Origin of the sequence: Paenibacillus sp. 2TAB19 (assembly GCF_052115185.1) — a bacterium.
Lineage (GTDB): Bacteria > Bacillota > Bacilli > Paenibacillales > Paenibacillaceae > Pristimantibacillus.
Genome location: NZ_JBFRGE010000018.1, coordinates 74,233 through 94,902 on the forward strand (window position 1 = coordinate 74,233; position 20,670 = coordinate 94,902).

Here is a 20,670-nt window from a genome sequence, read left to right on the forward strand (position 1 = left end):
ATATTGCGTAAAAATACCGCTACTTTGCGGAGGAATGCAGACAATCCCGTGAGCTGCATCGGCTGCTCCGGGACTGTCTATTAGCTATTGAATGGTTTTCAAGTATTCCTGCGCCTGCTTCTCGACTTCCGCTTTCACTTTATCGATGCCGGCTGCATTCAGCTTCTCGGTCAGTTGCACGTAAGCCTCATCGACATTTTTCACCGCGCCGATGAAGAGCGGACTGCCGTATTGCGTCGATACGTTGGCGATATTCGCGATCTGTGCCTTCACGTTCTCGCTATTGAAGGTAAAGCCTGCATACAGCAGCGGCTTCAGCTTCTCGCCGACCGTATTTCGGTGATCGATATATGATTGCGGCCAGTTAGCCATCGGCTTGATCAGATCTTTGTTGACGAACCAGAAGCCGCTGGAATCGGCAGGGAACGTATTGTTCTCAGACGTAACGCCTTCAGGCAAAGCAATTTTGTCGTCTTCCGTAATGACATAGTTTTTGCCCTCGATGCCGAAGGTAGTCAAGTATACATACTCCGGATCATGCATGATCAAATCCATCGCCTGAAGGGCGCGTTCCGGATTGTCGGAGTTGGCAGCTACCGCTAGACCATTGTTGAGCCATGTGTTCTGCGGCGCATGTCCTTGCGGAGACACCGCTGTAATGATATCAACTTCGATGCCTTTAGCCGCGCACGTTTCGGTTACGCTTGCTACGTCAAGCGAGTTGCCGAACGCAACGCCGGACAGGCCTTCGCAGAAGTTGTCTTTGGAGCGCGTCTTGTTTGCATACGGATTTTTGTTCACGTAACCTTTGTCGTACCAATCCTTCATGATGTTCGCTGCGAACTTGCCCGCGCTCAAGAATGGCTCCTCGACCGTTGTAAATACGGCACCTGACGTATCTTCATAATCATAAGCGATGCCTTGTGCCATCGGATTGCCCGAATCAAGCGGCTGCGTATACGCCATCTTCTCGTTCGTCAAGTACAGGAACGGCGTTGGCAGATCGAATTGGCTGTCCAAGTTAAGCGGAATCATATCCGGTTCGTTTTTCTTGATCGCTTCCAAATAAGGTCCAAGTTCGGAAAGCTTCGTCACCTCGGCTATGCCGTATTTCTCGCGCAAGTCGCGGCGGATCAGCGCGACCGACGCTTTGCGGTCAGGGGTGGCGGTAGGAACCATATACGGAATGCCGTTGATTTCCGCCGCCTTCAGCGCAAGCGGGTCCAGCTTCGCCATATGCTGAGGCATATATTTGTTAAGCAGCTCCGTATTAAGCTCCATATAAGCGCCTTTCATTGCTTCCTGTACATAGAAGTTCCAATCGGCTGCAAAAATAATGTCCACGTCTTCGCCCGAAGCGAGCACGAGCGGATACTTCGACTGCACCTCGCCCCATCCGATATAATTAACATCAAGCGTCGCGTTAATATCTTCTTTCATCTTCTTGTTCAGCTCCGTCAGCACTTCAGGCATCCCTTTCGGAGCATCGCCGAGCAGGTACATGCTAAGCTTAACTTCCTTCGAATTGTCGATGCCGCTTGCTGCTTCATTGCCTCCCGCATTGTCGCTCGTCGCTGGAGCGTTATTGCCATTGTTGCCGGAGCAAGCCGACAGCAAGAGCGCAACCATCATCAGCGTCAATATTCCTAAATTCAGCTTTTTCTTCACTTTCTTATTTCCCCCTTGAAAGTTGTTTGGCAAGCTATATCAATCCGCGTAACGGATTCATACCGAACGAAACTGGTCTCTCACGTTGCCGATGGTTTAGCCCTTCACGGCACCGATCGTTACGCCTTTGACGAAATACTTCTGCACGAACGGGAATACGAGCAGAATCGGGCCTGTTGCGATAACCGTCATGGCCAGCTTGAACGTTTCCTTCGGCTGGTCGACCGCCCCGGCATATTGCGCCATCTGAGAGGACATGTTCACCGAGGACAGCATTTTGTATAGCATGTATTGCAATGGAATAAGTTGATCCTTGTCCACAAACATCATGGCCGTCCACCAATCGTTCCAATACGCCAGTGCCGTGAACAGCCCAATGGAGGCAAGCGCCGGCTTCGACAGCGGAAGCACCATCTGGAAGAAGATCCTGTACTCTCCCGCTCCGTCGATCTTAGCTGACTCGATTAGCGGTTCCGGTATCGATCCGCGAATAAAGCTGCGTAGAATAAGGACGAACATCACATTGAACATCGGAAGAAGGATCAAAACGCCCATTGTGTTCTTTAGCTCCAAATACTTCGTTACGAGAATGTAGAACGGAGCAAGTCCCCCGTTGAACAGCGTCGTGAAGAACAGGAAGAAGGCCAGCGCATTGCGATACTTTACTTCTTTGCGATACAGCACGTAAGCTGCCATCGTGGAGAACAGGAGGCCAATTGCCGTTCCGATGACTGTAATCATGATCGAAACACGGTAAGCGGAGAGTACCTCCGCAGGATACCGGAAGATGAAGGCGTACGCATCCAGCGAGAAGTCACGCGGCCAGAACCAAAAGCCTTCTTTCAGAACCGTACTCTCGGCGGAGAACGAACCCGCTATGAGAACGACGAAAGGAATAAAGGTTATTAATGAAATGACGCCGATAACGATGTAAGCAATCGAGGAAAACACCGGCGAAGAATTGAGCTTATTCGTTTCCATTTTTATCACCCGCTTGTCTAGGATAGCTTTGCTTAGAATAACGCTTGGTCTTTGTCATACCGTCTGACGAGATAGTTCGCCGTTAATATAATGATCAGCGTAAGAACCGACTGATAGAAGCCGACGGATGAGGCCATGCCGAAATCCTGCGTATTCACTAGCGAGCGGAAGACAAGCGTATCGATAATATCCGTTGCGTCCATCAGCGAGCCGTTGTTCCCGATCAACTGGTAGAACATATCGAATTCGCCCCGCATAATGCGGCCAAGCCCTAGCAGGATCAGAATAATCATCGTTGGCTTGAGCAGCGGAATCGTAATTCTCGTTATTTTCTGCCATCGCGAAGCGCCGTCGATCGTAGCTGCCTCGTATACTTCTTGATCGATACCTACAATTGCCGCCAAATAAAGAATACTGCCGTAGCCTACCCACTTCCATACATACAGTAAGGGCAGCAGGATGAACCAATACCAGGACGTCGAGTAAATATCGATGGCATCCAGGCCGAACTTCCTGAACAAAACGTTAACAATGCCGTATTCGTAGTTCAGAAAGTTGTATACGAATGCCGATACGGTTACCCAGGAGATGAAATAAGGAAGGAACAACATCGTTTGCGATATTTTCTTAAATAACTTCTTTGCAACTTCAGAGAGCAATATAGCCGTTACGATTGAAAACAACGTGTACAGCCCGAGAAAAGCAACGTTGTACAAAATCGTGTTGCGGGTAACGATCCACGCTTTGCCCGAAACAAAGAAGTACTCAAAGTTCTCAAAACCGTTCCAGGGGCTTCCGAATATGCCCTCGCGGTAGTTAAAATCTTTGAAAGCCATCACAATGCCCGCCATAGGCGCGTAAGCGAATATCAAAAAATAAACCGCTATCGGAATGAACATCGTGTATAGCGGCCAATGCCTTCGGAATTCTCCAAAAACTTGTTTCATGCAATCACCATCCGTAAGTTTCTATCAGCTATGGCTTAAGTTTACCGCCCTGCGAATGTGAAACCTACGGGACAAAGTTACGATCATCTTCGAAAATCTGCGCTGCTACAAGCTGGTCTTCGCAAGCGGCAATCTGATCGTGACGGTCGTCCCCTCTCCGATTGTGCTGGCGAAGCTAAGCCCGCAGTCGCTTCCGAACAACAAGGCGATACGCTCCTGAATATTGCGCACGCCGAAGCCGCCGGTATGCTTGCTGCTCTTGCCCGCAAGAGCTCCTGCCATTCGCGTCTCGTCCATTCCGATGCCATCATCACGGATATGCAGCTGTAAAAATCCGTCCTTGGCTTCCGCTTGAATCTTAATGATCCCGTTCTCCGAATCTTTCTCGCGAATGCCGTGAAGAATTGAGTTCTCCACGAGCGGCTGAAGGATGATCTTTGGCACTTCGCATTCCTTAAGCGACTCAGGCAAATCCACAATTAACTGAATGCCTCCGCCGAAACGCATATTTTGGATGTGAACGTAAGCCTCGACATGCTTCATTTCATTGCCGAGCGTAATCTTTTCACGTCCGTTGGAGAGGCTCAGCTTATAGAACACCGCCAGCTCCTCGACGACGCTGGAAATATCCTTTTCTTCGCTTTCGATCGCCATAATATTGATCAAATCCAGCGTGTTATATAAGAAATGAGGATTGATTTGCGCCTGAAGCGCTTTAAGCTCCTTGTTCTTCACTTCGCGGCCCAGCTGATACGTCTCGTCCATCAGCTTGCCGATATTTTGCACCATCGTGTTGTAGGTTTGAATCAATTCCCCGATTTCGTCTCGACCTTCGGGAAGCTGCGCCGCATGGAAGTTGCCGTCCTTGATCTTCCGCATATGGCGGCTTAACTGCCTCATCCTGCGGGTAGACGAGCCTGCGACAAAAAACGATAATGGCAGGACGAACGGAATAACGATCAGAAAGATCGATAGGAGACGGTTGCGGGAATGATAGATCGTCGCCAATATATCCGCTTCCGGTACGACAACGACTAGCCTCATCGCCGTATTTTGTACGGATGTAGCGCCTATTAGCAGTTCTTTGCCCTGATAGCTGACACGTTCGCCCCATCGATACGTGTCTTCTCCGATGCTTTTGTTATCGCTTATGATTCGTAAAACATCCTCTGCCTTTAAATTCGCTTCCGTGCTTGCGCTTAACAAATCGCCTCGTTCGTTGAATAGAAAAGCAGAAGTATGAGGAGTCAATTTCGCGTGATCGAGCACGCTTCGAAGGGAGGATACATGAATTTGGGCGCTGGCAAGACCGGAGAAGCTGATGACGCTGTGCTCCTCCGGAATTTTGCGCATAATTACGATTCGATTGTCATCGGCTTCCCGATCCAATACCGATGCGGGCACCCATGAGAAATACTGTCTCGATTCCTTGAACTTCCGAAGCCACACCCGATCGGCAATATGATCCATCCTCAAGTAGTCGTCGTTCCCGGGCTCGCCGGCAAGCCCCGCCTGCAAGTAAAGCCGCACGTTCTCTATATCCTGATTGTATGGGAATTGATGCAGCACCCTATCGACGCGGTTCGCATCCATCGACCATTCGTTGACGTCTGCGTAGCCTGTCGTTTTGCCCGCTTCGCGCTGAATCAGATCGTTGAAGGAAATAAAATTCAGCACCTCATGAATCGAATTGGCTTTGTACTCGAGGTAGGACTTCGTTTCGTCCATTGTCTTGATTGCTGATATATCGGCCTGCGCCTTGCTTTCTTTGGCGCTCATGCTTAGATGAATGTAGAGCAGCAGTATAAACGGAACGAATACCGCGAACAGAACGGCTGCGAACAGCTTGTAACGAATGCCCAGATCCGACCATAGACGCATCAGCCTCGTCATCTCAATGTCCCAGCCTTTCACGGTATTCGGTTGGCGTACAGCCGGCATATTTTTTGAAGAAGGTCGTAAAATAGTTCGGATCGGAGAAGCCAACAGCCTGCGCGATCGCGTAGAGCTTCAGCTCCTGATCGGCGAGAAGCTCCATCGCTTTCTCTACCCGTACTCCCGTCATAAATTCCTTGATTGTCTGACCGCTTTGTTTCTTAAAGAAGGAGCATAAATACGTTTCGCTTAATCCAACGTGATCGGCAATCATCTGAATACCGAAGCCCTTCTCCTGATAGTTGGCATGAATGAACTTGACGATCTCTCTCATCTTCCCTGCGCTGCCCGTACCCTCGTCCCGATCGAACAGGTCAAGGAAAGAGAGCACGTATTGATGGAGTCGGTCCAGATCCGGTATAACGTCGATTTCCTTCCAAATATAGCGGCTTTCCCCGCCTTCCTCCTTGTCGGTCAGTCCCTGCTGAAGCGCGATCTCCAGTACGATAAGAAGAAATTGGAAGTATACGTCCTTCACCCGTATAATGTCCAGATCCTTGCGTTGCCTCGCTCTCTCAGTCAGTCCCTTAATAATGCGGCCTGCCTCGGCAGCATCGCCCTTGCGAACCGCTTCGCGAAACCTCTTCAGCTCATCCCAATCCGTATCCAGCGGCTCGTTCAGCCGCTCCTCCGAAGGAAAGGCGATCTCGCCATAAGGCCTGTAAAATTGCAAATTGCCCGCATCAACCGCCGTGCGGTAAGCATGCGGGATATCGAGCAACTGCAGTGCCGGTTGTCCGACGCCCATAAGGAAGGAAATATCGGGACCGAGACAGCGTCTAAGCAGATCCATCAGCTGCTCCAGCCTTTCCCTGCCTGCCGTGTAAGCGGATCCATATCGTCCCGGCATAATGACAATAAGCCAGTTCTGCGAATCAAAGCCGGCGATCGAGCGCCATTCGAGCATTTCTCCGCTTTTGGACAAGGCGCTAAGCAGCTCCTCCTGCACGATCCGAGCTTCCTTCGGAATATCCGATAAGCGCCAAAACAAAGGTGCAACCGCTACCGTGAAGCTCCCATCGGCCGGCAGGAGAAACGTATCGCGATCCATAAGAGCCGGCAGTATATGCGGAGAATTCGGTTCCGTAACAAGCTTCCGTACCATCTCCCGCCGCAGAATCGGCAGGTTCTCGTCGAAGCTGGCTTGCAATCGGAGTCCCTCCGTCTTCTTGTCGACATCCGCCCTGCGGGCACGGACGGCATCGCCGACGACCTCCAGAATTCGCGCCGGATTAATCGGTTTCTCTATGAATTGGAACGCTTGTAATTGGATGGCGGAAAACAAATATTCTTTGTCCGAGAACCCGCTAAGGAAAATGAGCTTGGCATCCGAATCCAGCAGCCGCAGCCGCCTCGCGAATTCGATGCCGTCCATCTTCGGCATGCGAATGTCGCAAAGAATGATGTCCGGCAGCCATTTCTCCGCCAGCTCCAGTGCCAACATCCCGTTTTTGACCGACTCGATCATCGTTATGCCAAGCGATTCCCATCCAATGCGATGATGAAGAAATTCTCTCGTCCGCACCTCGTCGTCAATAATGAGAAGCTTCATTTCCATTAGCCGTTCCCCCTGTGCTGTTATTCCGAGTCCAAAATAAACTGATTCCACTTGCGCTGCCATGCAATATCGCTCCAAAACGGATGATGAGGCGCACAGTTCGAGCATAACGTCATGCCCCAGAAGCCAAGCTTCATCCCTTTGCGAAGGGCATATTCAGCGATGAACTTCCCGACCGGCCCTTCCTCGAAGCCGGCATGAAGCGGCGTATAGCCGACATAGCCTTCGCCGATCACGATCGGAATATCGTAATGCCGCACCCAATCGTGGATTTCCTCGAAACGGAAATCCGTCTTCTGCAGCATCGCTTCCTTATGGGCGCCATAGCGATCGTATAAGTATAAATCCCACTGGTCAGGATCGGACCAATCATGCAAATAGATGAGCTTCACTCCTACCGGATTGCCTTCCATTCGCCATTCTTGTCCTTCAGGGAGAGTCCATCGATCAAATGGCGGCGCATCCTCTCTTAACAGCGACTTGACGAAGGGATTCGGAAACGGCGTCGATTCGTCATTCAATCCCGCTGCGTCCATCAGCTCGTTAAGCACGCCTTTGATATATAAATGATAGTGCGCGACCTGCATATTGCGGGCGACGTATGCTTTCGGGTAGGCTTCGTTCAGCGTATAGCTCGCCGTCATCAGGATGTCGGGATGCTGCTCCCGCAAATAGCCGACCGCCTCCTCGATATAAGGCTGCATCGCCTCGACAAGCTCGGGCGTATTCGATTCAGGGATGCCACGGCTCGTTCCGACGGCGGTCAATTGGCCGAACTCCACTTCGTTATGAAGCTCTGCATATACGATTTGCCCCCCATAGCCTTCCTCTTTGATATAACGAATGAGTTGATTCATAGACGACGCTATTGCCATGAAGCGCTCCTCCGGCGGTATGGCGGCCAGTTGGTCGCGCAGCTCAGGATGAGCAAGGAAACTCGGGCTTTGCTGATATTCCCAGGAAGACAACATAATGTAGCAGTTATGCGCCTTCGCCTGCTTGAACAGCTCAAGCAGATGGGCATGTCCGTCCAGCTCGGCTCCGCCGCGGCAATTATACCAGCGCGTACGCTGGCCCACCTCGCCGAGATTGCCGAACTTCAGCGGACCGGGCCGCTTCCCCTCCGCCGTGAACAGCATGAACGGCATCGCGCATATTCGGATCGTATTGTAGCCTCTTTCTACGGCCTCTTCGAATCTTGCAGCAAGATCACTATACGGTTCGCCTGGCAGTGTCATCGTATACCACGAGAAATCCCACATCGTTATCGTTAGCTTTCGCGGCAGGCGTTTCATAATTTCGTTCATATGATTTTCGCTCCTTTATAACAAAAGAAATAATCTAGCAAATGTATGCTTATCGCATTCTATTCAAAGCTTACAGGAGGATTGGGCACCGAACAATTGACAATCCACTGTTAATGATAGATTATATTCTTATTATTGATGCTAGAGGTCTAACGAAGGACAGGTGGATCATGGATCAGATGACGACGAGCTTTGATTGGGAGAAGCTGTACGTTCTGCCTCACTACGTTCTCGATGAAGTGAAATCCCATCCGCTCACGAGAGAGGCGTATATTACCGATATTGGCTGTTTTCACCAAGCCCATAATCATTTCCGTGAAAGGCCGACGGGATGCGACACCTACATTTTCATTTATTGCGCCGGCGGAGCAGGCTGGGTTCAAACGAAAGACAACGAGCGAATCCGCATCACGGAACGGCAGTTCATTTTCATTCCGGCTGGCATCCCCCATGCATACGGTGCAGATGACGAGAATCCATGGACCATCTACTGGTTTCACCTAAGCGGAACGCAGATCGCCGATTTCTTGCTTCTGCTGGATGCTGAAGCGTCGCCGTCACTGGTCATTCTGCCGGCAAGAGACGAAACGAAGTTTCTCGAGCTATATCACCAATGCTACGATTTGCTATCGTCCAAGTCATACTCGCTGGTCCATCTCGTGGAAGTATCGCAAACGATTCGCTATTTGCTCAGCTTCGTCATTTCGATCGCTGCCCGCAGGGAAGACAGCAAATCGCAGGGCCATATCGAGAAAGCGATCCGATATTTAAGCGAGCACTTGGAGTCTTCCGTTACGCTGGACGATATCGGGCGTCACGTCCAAGTATCCAAGCAGCATCTCAACTTTATGTTCAAGCAGTCCACCGGCTATTCGCCAGTCGACTACTACTTGCGCATGAAGATACAACGGGCTGGACAGATGCTGGATCTGTCGAATGCCTCAATCAAAGAAATAAGCACGATGCTCGGCTTTAAGGATCCGTATTACTTCTCGAGACTGTTCAAAAAAATGAACGGCTGCTCTCCTTCCGAATACCGTAATCAACCAAAAGGTTGAGCCGCCTCGCCCCCACTGACAGCCGCATGACCGAATAGAGCTGAATAGGTATACAAACTATCTCTATTTCTTATAAAGCCGAACGGTTAATAGAATAAAAGGGACACCCTATAAGCCTAGTGGCTTTAGGGGTGTCCCTCTTGTTGTTCGGTTGCTATTTTATTTTGCGGTAGAGAGCAGCGCCGTAATAAGGTACTGGCTGTATTTGATGGAATACGGCCAATTCCACGCCTTCGAACCGTTCGACTAACGCTTGATTCACGAACGTATGGACCGTTCCTTTGCGCAGCGGCGTGATCGCAAGATGGAGCTGACGGTTCTCGAGATCGTCCTTGAACTGCTTCAAGCCGATCGGCCAAACTTCGCCGTAGTGAATATGGTCCGTTATGAGCCGGTTGTCCAAGTAGGCAGCTGCAACGTCCCCGTCGTATTCCACTTGCAGGAATAGATCGGACACTTGACTCGGCCAGTTCGGATCGATCTCAACGATTGCGCTTCGCTCCTGCGGATGCTCGATACGGATGCTCGGCTCGTAAGCCTCAACCTCAATCCGATACGACTGGAACACCCCCGCCTGTCCTGTAGACAATAGGCCATGATCCGCGGACACCTCCTCGGGTACTGGAGGAAATACGTTTATCTCCCACTGTTCCTTCCCTTCAGAAGTCATCATCAACCGTTCATTTTTCGTATAGAGACGGCTTTCGCTGATGAACAGCCTCTCTTCGCCCCATAGCTTGAATTTATAAACCTGAAGCGCTTCTTCTCTTGTCAGAACGAGTATTTGAACGGTTTCATCATTGGCCAAAGTAACTTCCAGCGCATGCTGCTTGCCGACTAGCGGCTTAACGACGATGACATCCGTTTCGAGCGTAATCACAGCGGATGGCTGCGACACTTGCGCCGTCGTTGCACGGTTCAATACGATTTCGGGCTCCAAGCCATCCTGCGCATAGAAGACTAACACGCGCTCATTTCCGTTCTCGATAGCGGTAAGCGGTTGTATCGTCGCAGATACAATGTGTACGCCGGCCATTTCGAGATGGAATGGAAGTACCGTGCTAACTCCTTGTTTCAACGTAAGCGAGCCTTGATGCGGGAACGAAACCTTACCTTTCGGCGTCTCCAGCTCAATCCGAACGTCTTCGCGATCGGGCAGCTCCAGATGGTCCTGGAAGTTGTTCAGGAACAGGAAGCCCGAACCGTCCTTCTGACGAACGCACCAACGAAGAGATTGCTTGTCCTCTGGATGAATGTCGGATTGTCCCTCGGGAAGAACCGTTCCCATTGGCGCGATGATCGAGCCGAATGTTTCCATGAAAAGTGCGAGCGAACGGATGCGATCATACGATTTGCCAACCCTGCCGAATTCGCCAAGAGGCGACTGATAATCGTATGTGATTTTCGGCAAGCCGTATTCATTCAGGTAGCCATGTTTGCCGACCGGATTGGAGCCGCCGTGATACATATAATACCCTAGCAGATTGCTGCCGCTCGCCAGCTTCACCAGCGTCATCGCTTCCACGCTCTCGGGACTTACATTCGGTCTTGCCGTGTAGCTGACTTGCATACCGCCTGCCATCTCGCAATAAGCGACCGGATAGTCCTGCGTTTCGTAATTCACGGCTTCCGAAGGCTTCACATGCAAATCGCGGTAAATGTATTCACCGCTCGGCGGCTGATTCGGTATCCATGGCGTATACGCATATCCGGCAAGCATAGGCAGCGTATCCGTCTCGGGCACCGCTGCGCCTCCCCATGCCGTAGCCGTATAGAACGCAGGCTTTATACCCGCCTCCTCGGCAAGCCGGCGAAGCTCGGCCAGATGCTCGTTGCCGCCTTTGCCCGACGACATGAACACGCCAGCCTTATATCCCCATGAATCCAGCGGAGCTCCGCAATGCATGTATTCATTCTCGAGCTGTACGCCGATAACCGGGCCGCCCTCGGCGAAATACGAGCCTTGCGCTTGCTTAGCAATTTGACGATACAGACGTCTTGTGAAGAACAAGTAACGCTCATCGTTGGAACGAATTTCTAGAGGTTTCTCGAATACCCAGTCCGGTATGCCGCCGTTTCTTACTTCGCCGTGACAGAACGGTCCGATTCGCAGGATGAGGCGTAATTCATGCTTGGCGCATAAATCGATAAAATGACGCAGATTACGGCTTTCGTCCCAGCGGAATACGCCCTCTTCCTCCTCATGGTAGTTCCAGAATACGTACGTGGCGATGATATTGACTCCGCCGGCTCTCATCTTTAGCAGCTCTTCCTCCCAATGCAGGTAAGAAAATCGCGAGAAGTGGAACTCGCCGACGACCGGCACGATCGGCTTGCCGTTCCATGTCATATAAAAGTTTGTAAAATCGAAGGTATCCCCTTTTGGATTCACGGCGTTGCGGTTTGCCAGCTTTCCAGGTGTGATCGCCTTGTTCGGTACATCCAAATTCAGCTTATAAGTCGCCATACCTATATTCCCTCCCATATTTCCATGTTTTATTTTTATAATTCCAATGCCTCTGACAGGGTTCCCTCTATGACCTTAAATCCGGTAGGACGGAATATCTCGTAACGGATATTGTCCGCTTGCTCAGCACTTTGCTCATACCATTCTATTGTCCACTGCTCGCCAGGCGAGAGAGAAGGAATGAATAGCGATTGCCATTCAGCCCCCGCCATCATCACCTTAAGGATATAACCTGAAACGCTATAGGAAGGGATGTCATTACGAACGGACAGTGTGAGTCTGATAGCCTCGGTCTCCTGTGCCCTCTCAACTTTAACCGTTATCGGCGCTCCGATCTCTCGCAATGCTTGATAAGACGGCTTCGGTTTCCCGTAGACATCCGTCGTCCCGTGTACCCGCTGACGCAATCGCCCTACGCCTTCCTCTCCCATCTGCGTGCGATAATCGTTCAAGCTGAAGAAGATGAGCGCGGCAATTTGGTCATGCTTGCGATACTCTTCCGTCTTCTGCATTAAGATTTGAATTCGCCGGGGATCTCCTCCCTCGAATGCCGGTTCGCATAAGCCGTACTCCGCTACCGTCAACGGTTTATCCGGATAGGCGGCGTTAATTCGGTCAATCACTTCGGACTCGTCCAGCTCTCCATGCCAAGTGCCGATATAATCGTTCCACATCAGCAAGTCGCCGATGCCCGTCGCGTCTTTGGAAAGGACGGTATGGATGGAATTAGACACATAGTTAATAAACCGCGTGTTGTCCATTCGTTCGATATGCGTTCTTAGGTTGTTCATGTAAGCGACGGTTTGCGCCGATTGCCCGTTCACTTCATTGCCGATCCCCCATGCGTAGATGCAAGGATGATTAAAATGTCTCGTTATCATCTCCGCCGCATGCTGGAGGGCAACGGGAAGGAGCGCATCATCAGGCTCATCAGGCTGCTGCCAATGCGGAATTTCCTCCTGTACAAGCAACCCGTTCAGGTCGCACCAGTCAAGCAGCTTGCTGTCCTGCTGCCAATGAAATCTTGTAATGACGCAGTTCGCGTTCTTGATTTGTTCAAGCGATCGAATAAAGTCCTCCACCGTTTCCGCCATTCCGATATGGGGATTCGAGCCCGGCATCCATTCTACCCCCATTAATCGGACCGGTTCGCGGTTCAGCAGAAGTCTGCTGCCTTCATTCTTGATTTCCCTGAATCCTACAGGGATCGAAAGTTCATCCGTGTTCGTACCATCTGCTTCAAGCATCAATTTCAACGTATACAAATGGGGGTGATCGAAATGCCATAACTTAATCTGATCTATCGTTATTTCGTTTATAGCAAAGCAGCCATTCTCGATGCGGACCGGATAGGCTTCCGATGCAATCAGCTTGTCCTGATACAAGACATTCACATGAACGGTTGGAAGCAAGTCGGAAGGCAGACCGTTATCCCACAGCTTGATTTGACCGCTGATCGTACCACGAGAAGCGGTGACGCTTGCCCCCTCAAATTCCGGCTTCGCGATGATTTTGGCATAATCGATCGCTGCGGCACCCGTTATGATCAAGGATACACCAAGAATGATGCCGCCATCGTCCGCCCAGTCGAAGCTGTTCGACATCGGGAGCGCTTGATCACTGTTCTCGTTGTTAACGGACACCGTTAATACATTATGGTTTCCCGGTTTTGCTGCTTCCGTAATGTCAATGATAAACGTCGTATAACCGGAATGCTTATGTTCTCCGACCCGAATTCCGTTCAGCCATACGGTCGCATCCCGATAAATCGCATCGAACTGCAGCCGAAGCAGCTTCCCTTCCAGCTCAGTGGGAACGGCCAAATGATATGAATACCATGCCGTCCCTCGGTACTCTTCTAAGCCGTCCTCCACATTCCATGTATGAGGAATCTTTACTTCTCTTGCCGAATCGAGTTTATCGGCGTACCAATGATTACGCAATCCAATGCCGTCTGGATCAACGCGGAAACGCCAATTGTCTGTTAACGGGACACTTTCACGGTATGACATCGTCACTCGCTCCTTCTATCTTTTCATGATGCGATGTTAAGCAAGCGTCAGCTTCCGGTGAATAGCTGCACCTTGATGATTTCGATCCAACGCCAACGCCTCATCGAATGCCTGAGCTGCTTCGCTATTCTGATTCAAGCCAAGCAAACCAAGCCCTAGCATGAAACGGCAATGGATGCGGTTTCTATGGTTCAAATTCTCTTCGAATACAAGGAAATCCGGCAACGATACGGCAAAATAATCGATCTTCACGTCATCGAACATATGCTTCTCGGCAAAATCGATCAACTTGTTGAAGCGCAGCTTTGCTTCTTTCGTATTGTTCAACTTTAACCACGCCAATCCTTGATAGAAGATCATCTCAGGCGGCTGGTCATTATAATACATGGCGCTCGCCGGCTCTTCGAGCCCTTGCGACGCGGCTGTGAAAGCTGCAATTGCTTCCTTCTGCCGTCCTTGCGCCTCAAGCGCGCAGCCAAGATAATAATGGATATTGTTTTCCTGCGCGCCTTCAAGCTTCGCTTCGCCTAGATTAACCGGATTTTCAAGCGCCTTGCGCAGTATCCGTTCCGCCTCTGCGAACTGTTTCTCTCCGAGCGCCAGCTTCGCCAGCTCGACATGAGCTTGGATATATTGACCAAGCGTCTTGCCTTCGCCGCCCTCCCAAGGGTGGAACTGGCGCGCTGCGAGCAGCTCCGCTGCCTCCTCATAGAAGCCCAGCGTATTGTGAAGCGACACGAATTCGATATACAAATCATCGCGAGCTTCAACCAACCGGTTCTCCAGCTTCAGCTTAGCAAGCCTTTCCTCTGGCGACACCTGAATCTTCTTATACAGCTGATCCAATTCGTAGAACACCCTAGCATCTTTCTTGTCGCATGCGAATGCCGCTTCTAACGAGACTCTGGCCTTCTCCGGCTCGCCTTGCTTGTTATAATAGGCAAGCGCGAGGTTCCGCTGTACAACAGAGAACGAAGAATCAATGGCTACGGATGCTTCCCACTGTTCGATCGCATCTTCAGGGCGTTTCTTGTCGTAGTACCAATTTCCTAGGAAATAACGAGCTTTTGCCGAGTCCGGCTGAAGACGAACGGCGAATTCCAATACCGTAAGGTCGAACAGCGTATTCGGGAAACAATATTCGGGTGAAACGGTCTCGCCCGCGTTCAAGTGCTTCCATGCAAGGTCGTTTTTCCCGATTTTAGCGTAACAGTAGCTTAGCGCATAATGAATCATTGGGTATGCGTTTGCTTGTTCATCAGGCGCGACTAAATGCAATACCTCTATCGCTTCTTCATAAAGTCCTGCCCCAGCGTAATCGGAAGCCAGCGCAATATAGTTATGCGGATCATTGCGCAAGAGCGCGGACAGCTCGCGAAGCGCATGATCGGCACCCTTCAGATCTCCTGCAAGTCTGCTAACTAGGAACCATTCATGATAAGCGCCGAAGTCGGCGATATCGAGCCCAATCGTTTCCACTGCGGAAGCCTTCGCTTCGTCCAATCGGCCAAGACGTCTCAGCAGTGCCGATCTAAGATCCCTTGCCTTGTAATGGCGCGCGTTCCGAACCAAGGAACGGTCGACCAGCTCGAGCGCTTCTTCGTACGAACCATTCTCCGCGGCGATCTGGGCCAGCGAGAAGTATCCGCTATCTTGCCAAGCAGCTGACCACACCGCTTTGTAAAATGCGGCGAACGCTTCCTTCAAGCGCCCTTGTTCCTTGAGCGACACGCCAAGCTGATAATACGCTTCACTGTCATAAGGATTCGGGTTGCGCCAGGTCAGGCTTGAAACTGCCTTACGGAAATGCTCTTCGCTCTTCGCGAACAATCCCCTACGGAGCAGCAGCGTACCGTACGCGACATTGATTCGAATATCCGATTCGTCTCGCTTCAAGCCCTCCAAGTAATAGGCTTCCGGTTCGAATGTGGCGTGACGGTATTGTTCCAAATGTAGACCGGCCAAATAAAGCTGCTCATTCGTCCGAATATCCTTCGGCTCAGACAATGGCTTCGCCGCTTCTGGAATATCCTCGATTTGTTGTTTCTTCGGTTGATAGCCGACCAATAACTTGCCTGAAGCATCCTTCACCGTCAGCCTGAGGTCATGCTCCTCGTCGTCCGCGTGCAGCGGAACCGTTGCCGTAAACGTGCTGCTCGGCGACAAATCTGCCGATTCCTTAACGTAATTTCGATTCCGGCTGACAAGCTCAATCGTCACCCCTTCAATAGAGGACGTCGTGTAAGCTTGAATGGTAACTATTCCGGTTGCCGCGTCTATCTCCAGATTGACCGCCGCGTCTATTGTCGCGTTTTTGACAACCCCGATATTTTTGTAAGGCATAAAATATTGCTTGAACGATTTCTCTTCAAACGCCTGAAGCCATGTAAAGTCAGGCTGATTGTCGGTATACACGCCTGTCATGAGCTCGATGTACGGTCCGTCCTCGTCGGTCAAGCTTCGATCCCATGCTTGGCCGAACTCGCCGTTCCCCCACGTCCATTGTTTCTTGCCGGGTGAAATATGATGGTTGGCGACATGCAGCAAGCCCGCCTGCACGGAATGATCGTAGCCGCCTACGAAATTGTAATCCGACTTGTAGGCCATATAAGAAGTAGGAACGGGAATGTTCTTATACCGCGAAATATCGACGCCTTCCGAATAATCCATTTTGTAATACGTGCCCGTAGCGATCGGAAACTTGGAAACGTCACGTTTGCCATGGTCGAAGACCGCGTGAACGTCTGGAGGGAATACCGACTGGGTATGATCGTTCACGGCTACAGCCGGGTTAGCCCACCAAAGGAAGGTTTGCGGTTCTTGCGTCCGGTTGTACAGCTGGGCATGAATTTCCAAATAAGCCTTACCCGGATGAAGCGTAAAGCCAGCCGTCACTTTCGTGCCGTACATACGGTCAATTTCGCTCACCCATACGGTTGCGCTGCCGTCCTCATTTTCGGTCATCTTGTATTCCACCGGTCCGAACGTATTCGGACGATGATGCTGCGGCCAGTTAAACTCGATGCCGCCGGAGATCCAAGGTCCCGCAAGGCCTACAAGCGCAGGTTTGATAACCTGATTGTAATACACGAAGTCGTATGCGTTCGTCTTATCGACAGCCCGATAAATTCTGCCGCCGATTTCCGGCATAATCTCAATTCGCAAATATTCGTTTTCCAATACGACAATCTTATATGGCTTGAGCTGCTTCTCATCTTCGATCTTATCGATGACTGGATGCGGATATACGCGTCCAGAGCTTCCTTGATAGACTCGTTTCTCTAGAAACATTGGATTTTTATCGGGTTTACCAACTCCGTAAGTCGGTATTTCGACGACTTCTTCCCATACGCGGCAATTCACCGTTTCCTGACTCATAAAACTCACTCCCTATAAGCATTTCAGCTGAATGATTGACTTTCAATACCTATAACTTTACAGGATAACGAGGCATCGAACCATTCACCATATTCGGAATGTGATGGATTATATTTTGATTTTGAACAGAAAAAAAGACGACACTCCGGAGTGTCGTCTACATGTATGACTATTATTTCATGATGTGCATTACCACAAATACAAGTCATTGCCCTTCAGCTTAAAGATCGCTTCCATGAAATAATAGTCTCCGTAAATAATCGGCTCGTGATGCGCTTTGGCGTAATAAGCCGCTGAACCCTTCTGCACCAAACTATCCGATGCCTCCGTCCAGTCGATACGTGATTCGAGCGTCTTCAGAAGCTTGACTGCCGCATCCAGATAGACACCTTGCTCATATTGCCCCACCGCCTTCGCGATCTCAATCAGTCCGCAAGCGGCAATCGCCTCAGCCGTATCGTCCTCCAGCCTCGGTTCGGCTGGCTGTCTGAAGTCAACCGGAATGACGCCGTCTGCAGGAATATTAGCCATGAAGTAGTGAGCGATTCGCTTAGCCGTATGCAAATATTCCTCTTTGCCGGTATGGATATAGCTCATCATGAAGCCGTACAGCGCCCAAGTCTGGCCTCTCGTCCAGGACGAACCCTCTTCGTAGCCTTGCCCGCCGTAAGTCTTAACGACACCGCCATTGAAAGGATCGAACTCAACGATATGGTTCACCGACCCGTCCGGTCTAACGAAAGCCGTCATTGCCGTGTCCGCATGTCTCATGGCAATCTGTTGGAAACGCGGATCGCCCGTTTCCTCTGTTGCCCAATACAGCAACGGAATGTTGAACATACAATCGATGATCGCCCAGCCTCTCGTATCGCCTTCGTTCAGATCGTTCCACGCGCGGATGAATCCTCCCGCCAGATTGAAGCGGCCTGCCAGCAGGTTGGCTGCGTGAAGCGCTCTTCGGCGGGAATCGGCGTTCTGCGTTACTTTGTAGTTGGCCACACTCGTTGGCAGCCACATGAAACCGACGTCATGATGAAGACCATAATAATCCTCGAAGCATTGATCGAGCTTCACTTCGGATATTTGCGCGATTTCCTTGTATTTCTCATTGCCCGTCTCATGGTGCATCAGCCACATCATGCCGCCCCAAAAACCATTCGTCCACCAGTTGATGCCGTCTGCATCCGCACCGGATGGATTATCCGCCGATCTATCGTCATGCGTACCGTTAATAGTCGTGTACGGAATCTTATGTTTCGATTTCTCGCTGACCCAATCCATCTTAGCCGTAATTTTAGCGATGACTTCTTGCAGCCAATCTTGTCGTTCAGTTGGAACCAACATTTTGATTAACCTTCTTTCCTATGAGGTATAGTTGTCTGTCATAGGCACATTATAGCTCCCTAAATCCGCTAATAATGTAGGTATGTTAACCGAAAATATTGTTTTCTTGCGGTCTTTTATGAGCCTCCGGTTTCTTTTAGCCGCCTAATGAGCTGTGTCAGCACACTAGAATTGTCCTGCTTCCAGAAATCAAGCATCGGACATGCCTTATCCGTTAGTCTGTCCAGCACGGTGCGTAGCGTGAATGCCTCCGCGTTAAGCCGCCCATTCACCTCATCCCAATACATTGGCGCTGCCACCGTTGCTTGGATGCTGCCTCTCGGGGAGTATGGACATACCATCGTCTTCCCTGGGGCATGCTGGACATAATCGACATAAAGCCGATTTCCGCGGTTTTTCTTTAACCGTTCCGTCGTGAAGTCTGTCGCGTGCTTCTCCGTAACATACTGCGCAACAAACTGCGTAAACACTCTTGTATCCTCATAAGTTAGACCAGAACGTGGGCCAAGCGGGATATGGATCTGCATCCCTTTGCCACCCGTTAATTTAGGGTAGCTTACGATACCGAAACCATCGAATACCGCTTTCATCTCTAAGGCCGCTTTCACGGCAAGCGATAGCTTATCCTTGCTGGGCGGGTCCAGATCGAACACAATATCGATGGGATGCTCCGTTCCGATCGTATGAAAGGGAATGTGGAATTCGATCGCAGCTTGATTGCCCAGCCACAACAGCGTTGCGAGATCATCGCATACGATATAATCGATGTCACCTTCGACATGGCTTCGGACAAAGTCTGGGGCGTAATCCGGACGATTTTTCTGATAAAAAGATTCCCCAGGCACCCCATGAGGATACCGAATCGTCGTTAGTGTCCGATTGCGCAAGAAAGGCAGCATCAAAGGAGAAATCCGAACCAAATAAGCGACATACTCTTCTTTGTCGATGCGAGCATCAGGCCATAACCACTTGGCAGGATTGGTTAGCTTCACTTCGCCATGAACGGCAGCGTTATCAATAATGAGCTTGTTCCATGTGCATTCGGTCCAGTCGGCGGATAGGCGAAATTCGCGGAAGATCGGCAGCGTCAACCGATCGTTCAGCATCGACTCAAACTGCAGCTCAACGCAAATGCTTGGCTTTATCCGAATCACACCGCTATTCCCCGCGTCGATCCGGTTCGCCATAATCGTCTGAATAAGCGTTTGTTTCTCCTCTGGACGAAGTCCGTAACTGAATGATCCAACTTCAACAATATTCGTGTTCTCTTGCAGCGCTGCCATAAAGCTTTGATTCGTTTCATCATACCCGGCAATAAAAAACAGACCGCTATACGGTCCGTTCGATTTAAGAAATAATGATGCCTTGCTCCTGTCAACTGCCATACGCGACTCCTTAATAGACTAGTAGGTTTTAGTCATCCATGTACGTATAGTAGATCCCCATCGACAGCAAAATTTATACATTTTTCATTCATGCGACAAATCATTCCAATCTTCAAAGACACGATTCGCTTCTAGATGAATATAACGAAGCAATGCCGCAAGGTCGGCCAAGCGCTGTTCATTCGAATGATAATAACGATCGGGAATACCGCGCTTTATGTTGATGGCTTCGTGTAGCAGCCCATGCCACTGTTGCGGAATAACTGTCATTCCATAATAACCCGCTTCAACCTTGCTTTTTATACGATGCTCTTTCAATGTATAGAGCTGCCGAAGCATGCCAAGCGTACACCATTCAACGGCCTCATCCAACTGCGTAATCGAAATCTCGTCTAATCGATCGATCCAGCTAATCCAATACGTATTTAAATTATCAATTACGTATCTGACCAAATTTTCTGTCGCTATATCATAATGAAAGGATTGGTCCGAACCATACATCTTAATGCCATGATTTTTGAGAACCCACCACGTAATTGGATTGATATCGGAACCATAACCGTTTGAATGCACTTGTTTATTATAGTAGGTTAATAAAGGAGCACTATCAGCGTGTGGTTTTCCTAGATC

At 50.2% G+C, this 20,670-nt stretch carries 13 protein-coding genes; 1 reads left to right on the forward strand and 12 read right to left on the reverse strand.

Annotation, left to right across the window (positions count from 1 at the left end; translation table 11 throughout):
• Positions 1 to 84 precede the first annotated feature (84 nt).
• The 6 genes from AB4Z33_RS10780 to AB4Z33_RS10805 form a co-directional block, all read right to left on the reverse strand.
• A complete protein-coding gene (locus tag AB4Z33_RS10780) occupies positions 85 to 1,668 on the reverse strand; it encodes an ABC transporter substrate-binding protein (protein WP_442049928.1) in 1,584 nt (527 codons plus the stop codon).
• Positions 1,669 to 1,764: 96 nt separating this feature from the next.
• On the reverse strand, positions 1,765 to 2,649 hold the full coding sequence (locus tag AB4Z33_RS10785) for a carbohydrate ABC transporter permease (RefSeq protein WP_442049929.1): 885 nt from the start codon (positions 2,647 to 2,649) through the stop codon (positions 1,765 to 1,767).
• Positions 2,650 to 2,681: 32 nt separating this feature from the next.
• Positions 2,682 to 3,596: an ABC transporter permease gene (locus tag AB4Z33_RS10790; protein WP_442049930.1), complete on the reverse strand. Its 915-nt coding sequence runs from the start codon at positions 3,594 to 3,596 to the stop codon at positions 2,682 to 2,684.
• A 105-nt stretch (positions 3,597 to 3,701) separates the two neighbouring features.
• Complete coding sequence (locus AB4Z33_RS10795) at positions 3,702 to 5,537, reverse strand: sensor histidine kinase (protein ID WP_442049931.1); 1,836 nt, start codon at positions 5,535 to 5,537, stop codon at positions 3,702 to 3,704.
• Complete coding sequence (locus AB4Z33_RS10800) at positions 5,491 to 7,089, reverse strand: response regulator (protein ID WP_442049932.1); 1,599 nt, start codon at positions 7,087 to 7,089, stop codon at positions 5,491 to 5,493. The genes AB4Z33_RS10795 and AB4Z33_RS10800 overlap by 47 nt, the downstream gene beginning before the upstream one ends.
• Positions 7,090 to 7,109: 20 nt before the next feature.
• A complete protein-coding gene (locus tag AB4Z33_RS10805) occupies positions 7,110 to 8,396 on the reverse strand; it encodes a cellulase-like family protein (RefSeq protein WP_442049933.1) in 1,287 nt (428 codons plus the stop codon).
• 113 nt (positions 8,397 to 8,509) lie between these two features.
• Between AB4Z33_RS10805 and AB4Z33_RS10810 the strand changes: the two genes are divergently transcribed.
• Positions 8,510 to 9,454: a helix-turn-helix domain-containing protein gene (locus AB4Z33_RS10810; protein ID WP_442049934.1), complete on the forward strand. Its 945-nt coding sequence runs from the start codon at positions 8,510 to 8,512 to the stop codon at positions 9,452 to 9,454.
• 154 nt (positions 9,455 to 9,608) lie between these two features.
• Here AB4Z33_RS10810 and AB4Z33_RS10815 read toward each other — a convergent pair whose 3' ends face one another.
• The 6 genes from AB4Z33_RS10815 to AB4Z33_RS10840 form a co-directional block, all read right to left on the reverse strand.
• Complete coding sequence (locus AB4Z33_RS10815) at positions 9,609 to 11,921, reverse strand: beta-galactosidase (protein WP_442049935.1); 2,313 nt, start codon at positions 11,919 to 11,921, stop codon at positions 9,609 to 9,611.
• A gap of 35 nt (positions 11,922 to 11,956) precedes the next feature.
• Complete coding sequence (locus tag AB4Z33_RS10820) at positions 11,957 to 13,933, reverse strand: glycoside hydrolase family 2 protein (protein ID WP_442049936.1); 1,977 nt, start codon at positions 13,931 to 13,933, stop codon at positions 11,957 to 11,959.
• A 36-nt stretch (positions 13,934 to 13,969) separates the two neighbouring features.
• Positions 13,970 to 17,311: a DUF5107 domain-containing protein gene (locus tag AB4Z33_RS10825; RefSeq protein WP_442049937.1), complete on the reverse strand. Its 3,342-nt coding sequence runs from the start codon at positions 17,309 to 17,311 to the stop codon at positions 13,970 to 13,972.
• A 189-nt stretch (positions 17,312 to 17,500) separates the two neighbouring features.
• On the reverse strand, positions 17,501 to 18,655 hold the full coding sequence (locus tag AB4Z33_RS10830) for a glycoside hydrolase family 88 protein (protein WP_442049938.1): 1,155 nt from the start codon (positions 18,653 to 18,655) through the stop codon (positions 17,501 to 17,503).
• A gap of 116 nt (positions 18,656 to 18,771) precedes the next feature.
• Positions 18,772 to 20,040: a DNA ligase D gene (gene ligD / locus AB4Z33_RS10835; RefSeq protein WP_442049939.1), complete on the reverse strand. Its 1,269-nt coding sequence runs from the start codon at positions 20,038 to 20,040 to the stop codon at positions 18,772 to 18,774.
• Positions 20,041 to 20,124: 84 nt separating this feature from the next.
• On the reverse strand, positions 20,125 to 20,670 hold a 546-nt coding region (locus AB4Z33_RS10840; RefSeq protein WP_442049940.1), incomplete at its 5' end, for an aminoglycoside adenylyltransferase domain-containing protein.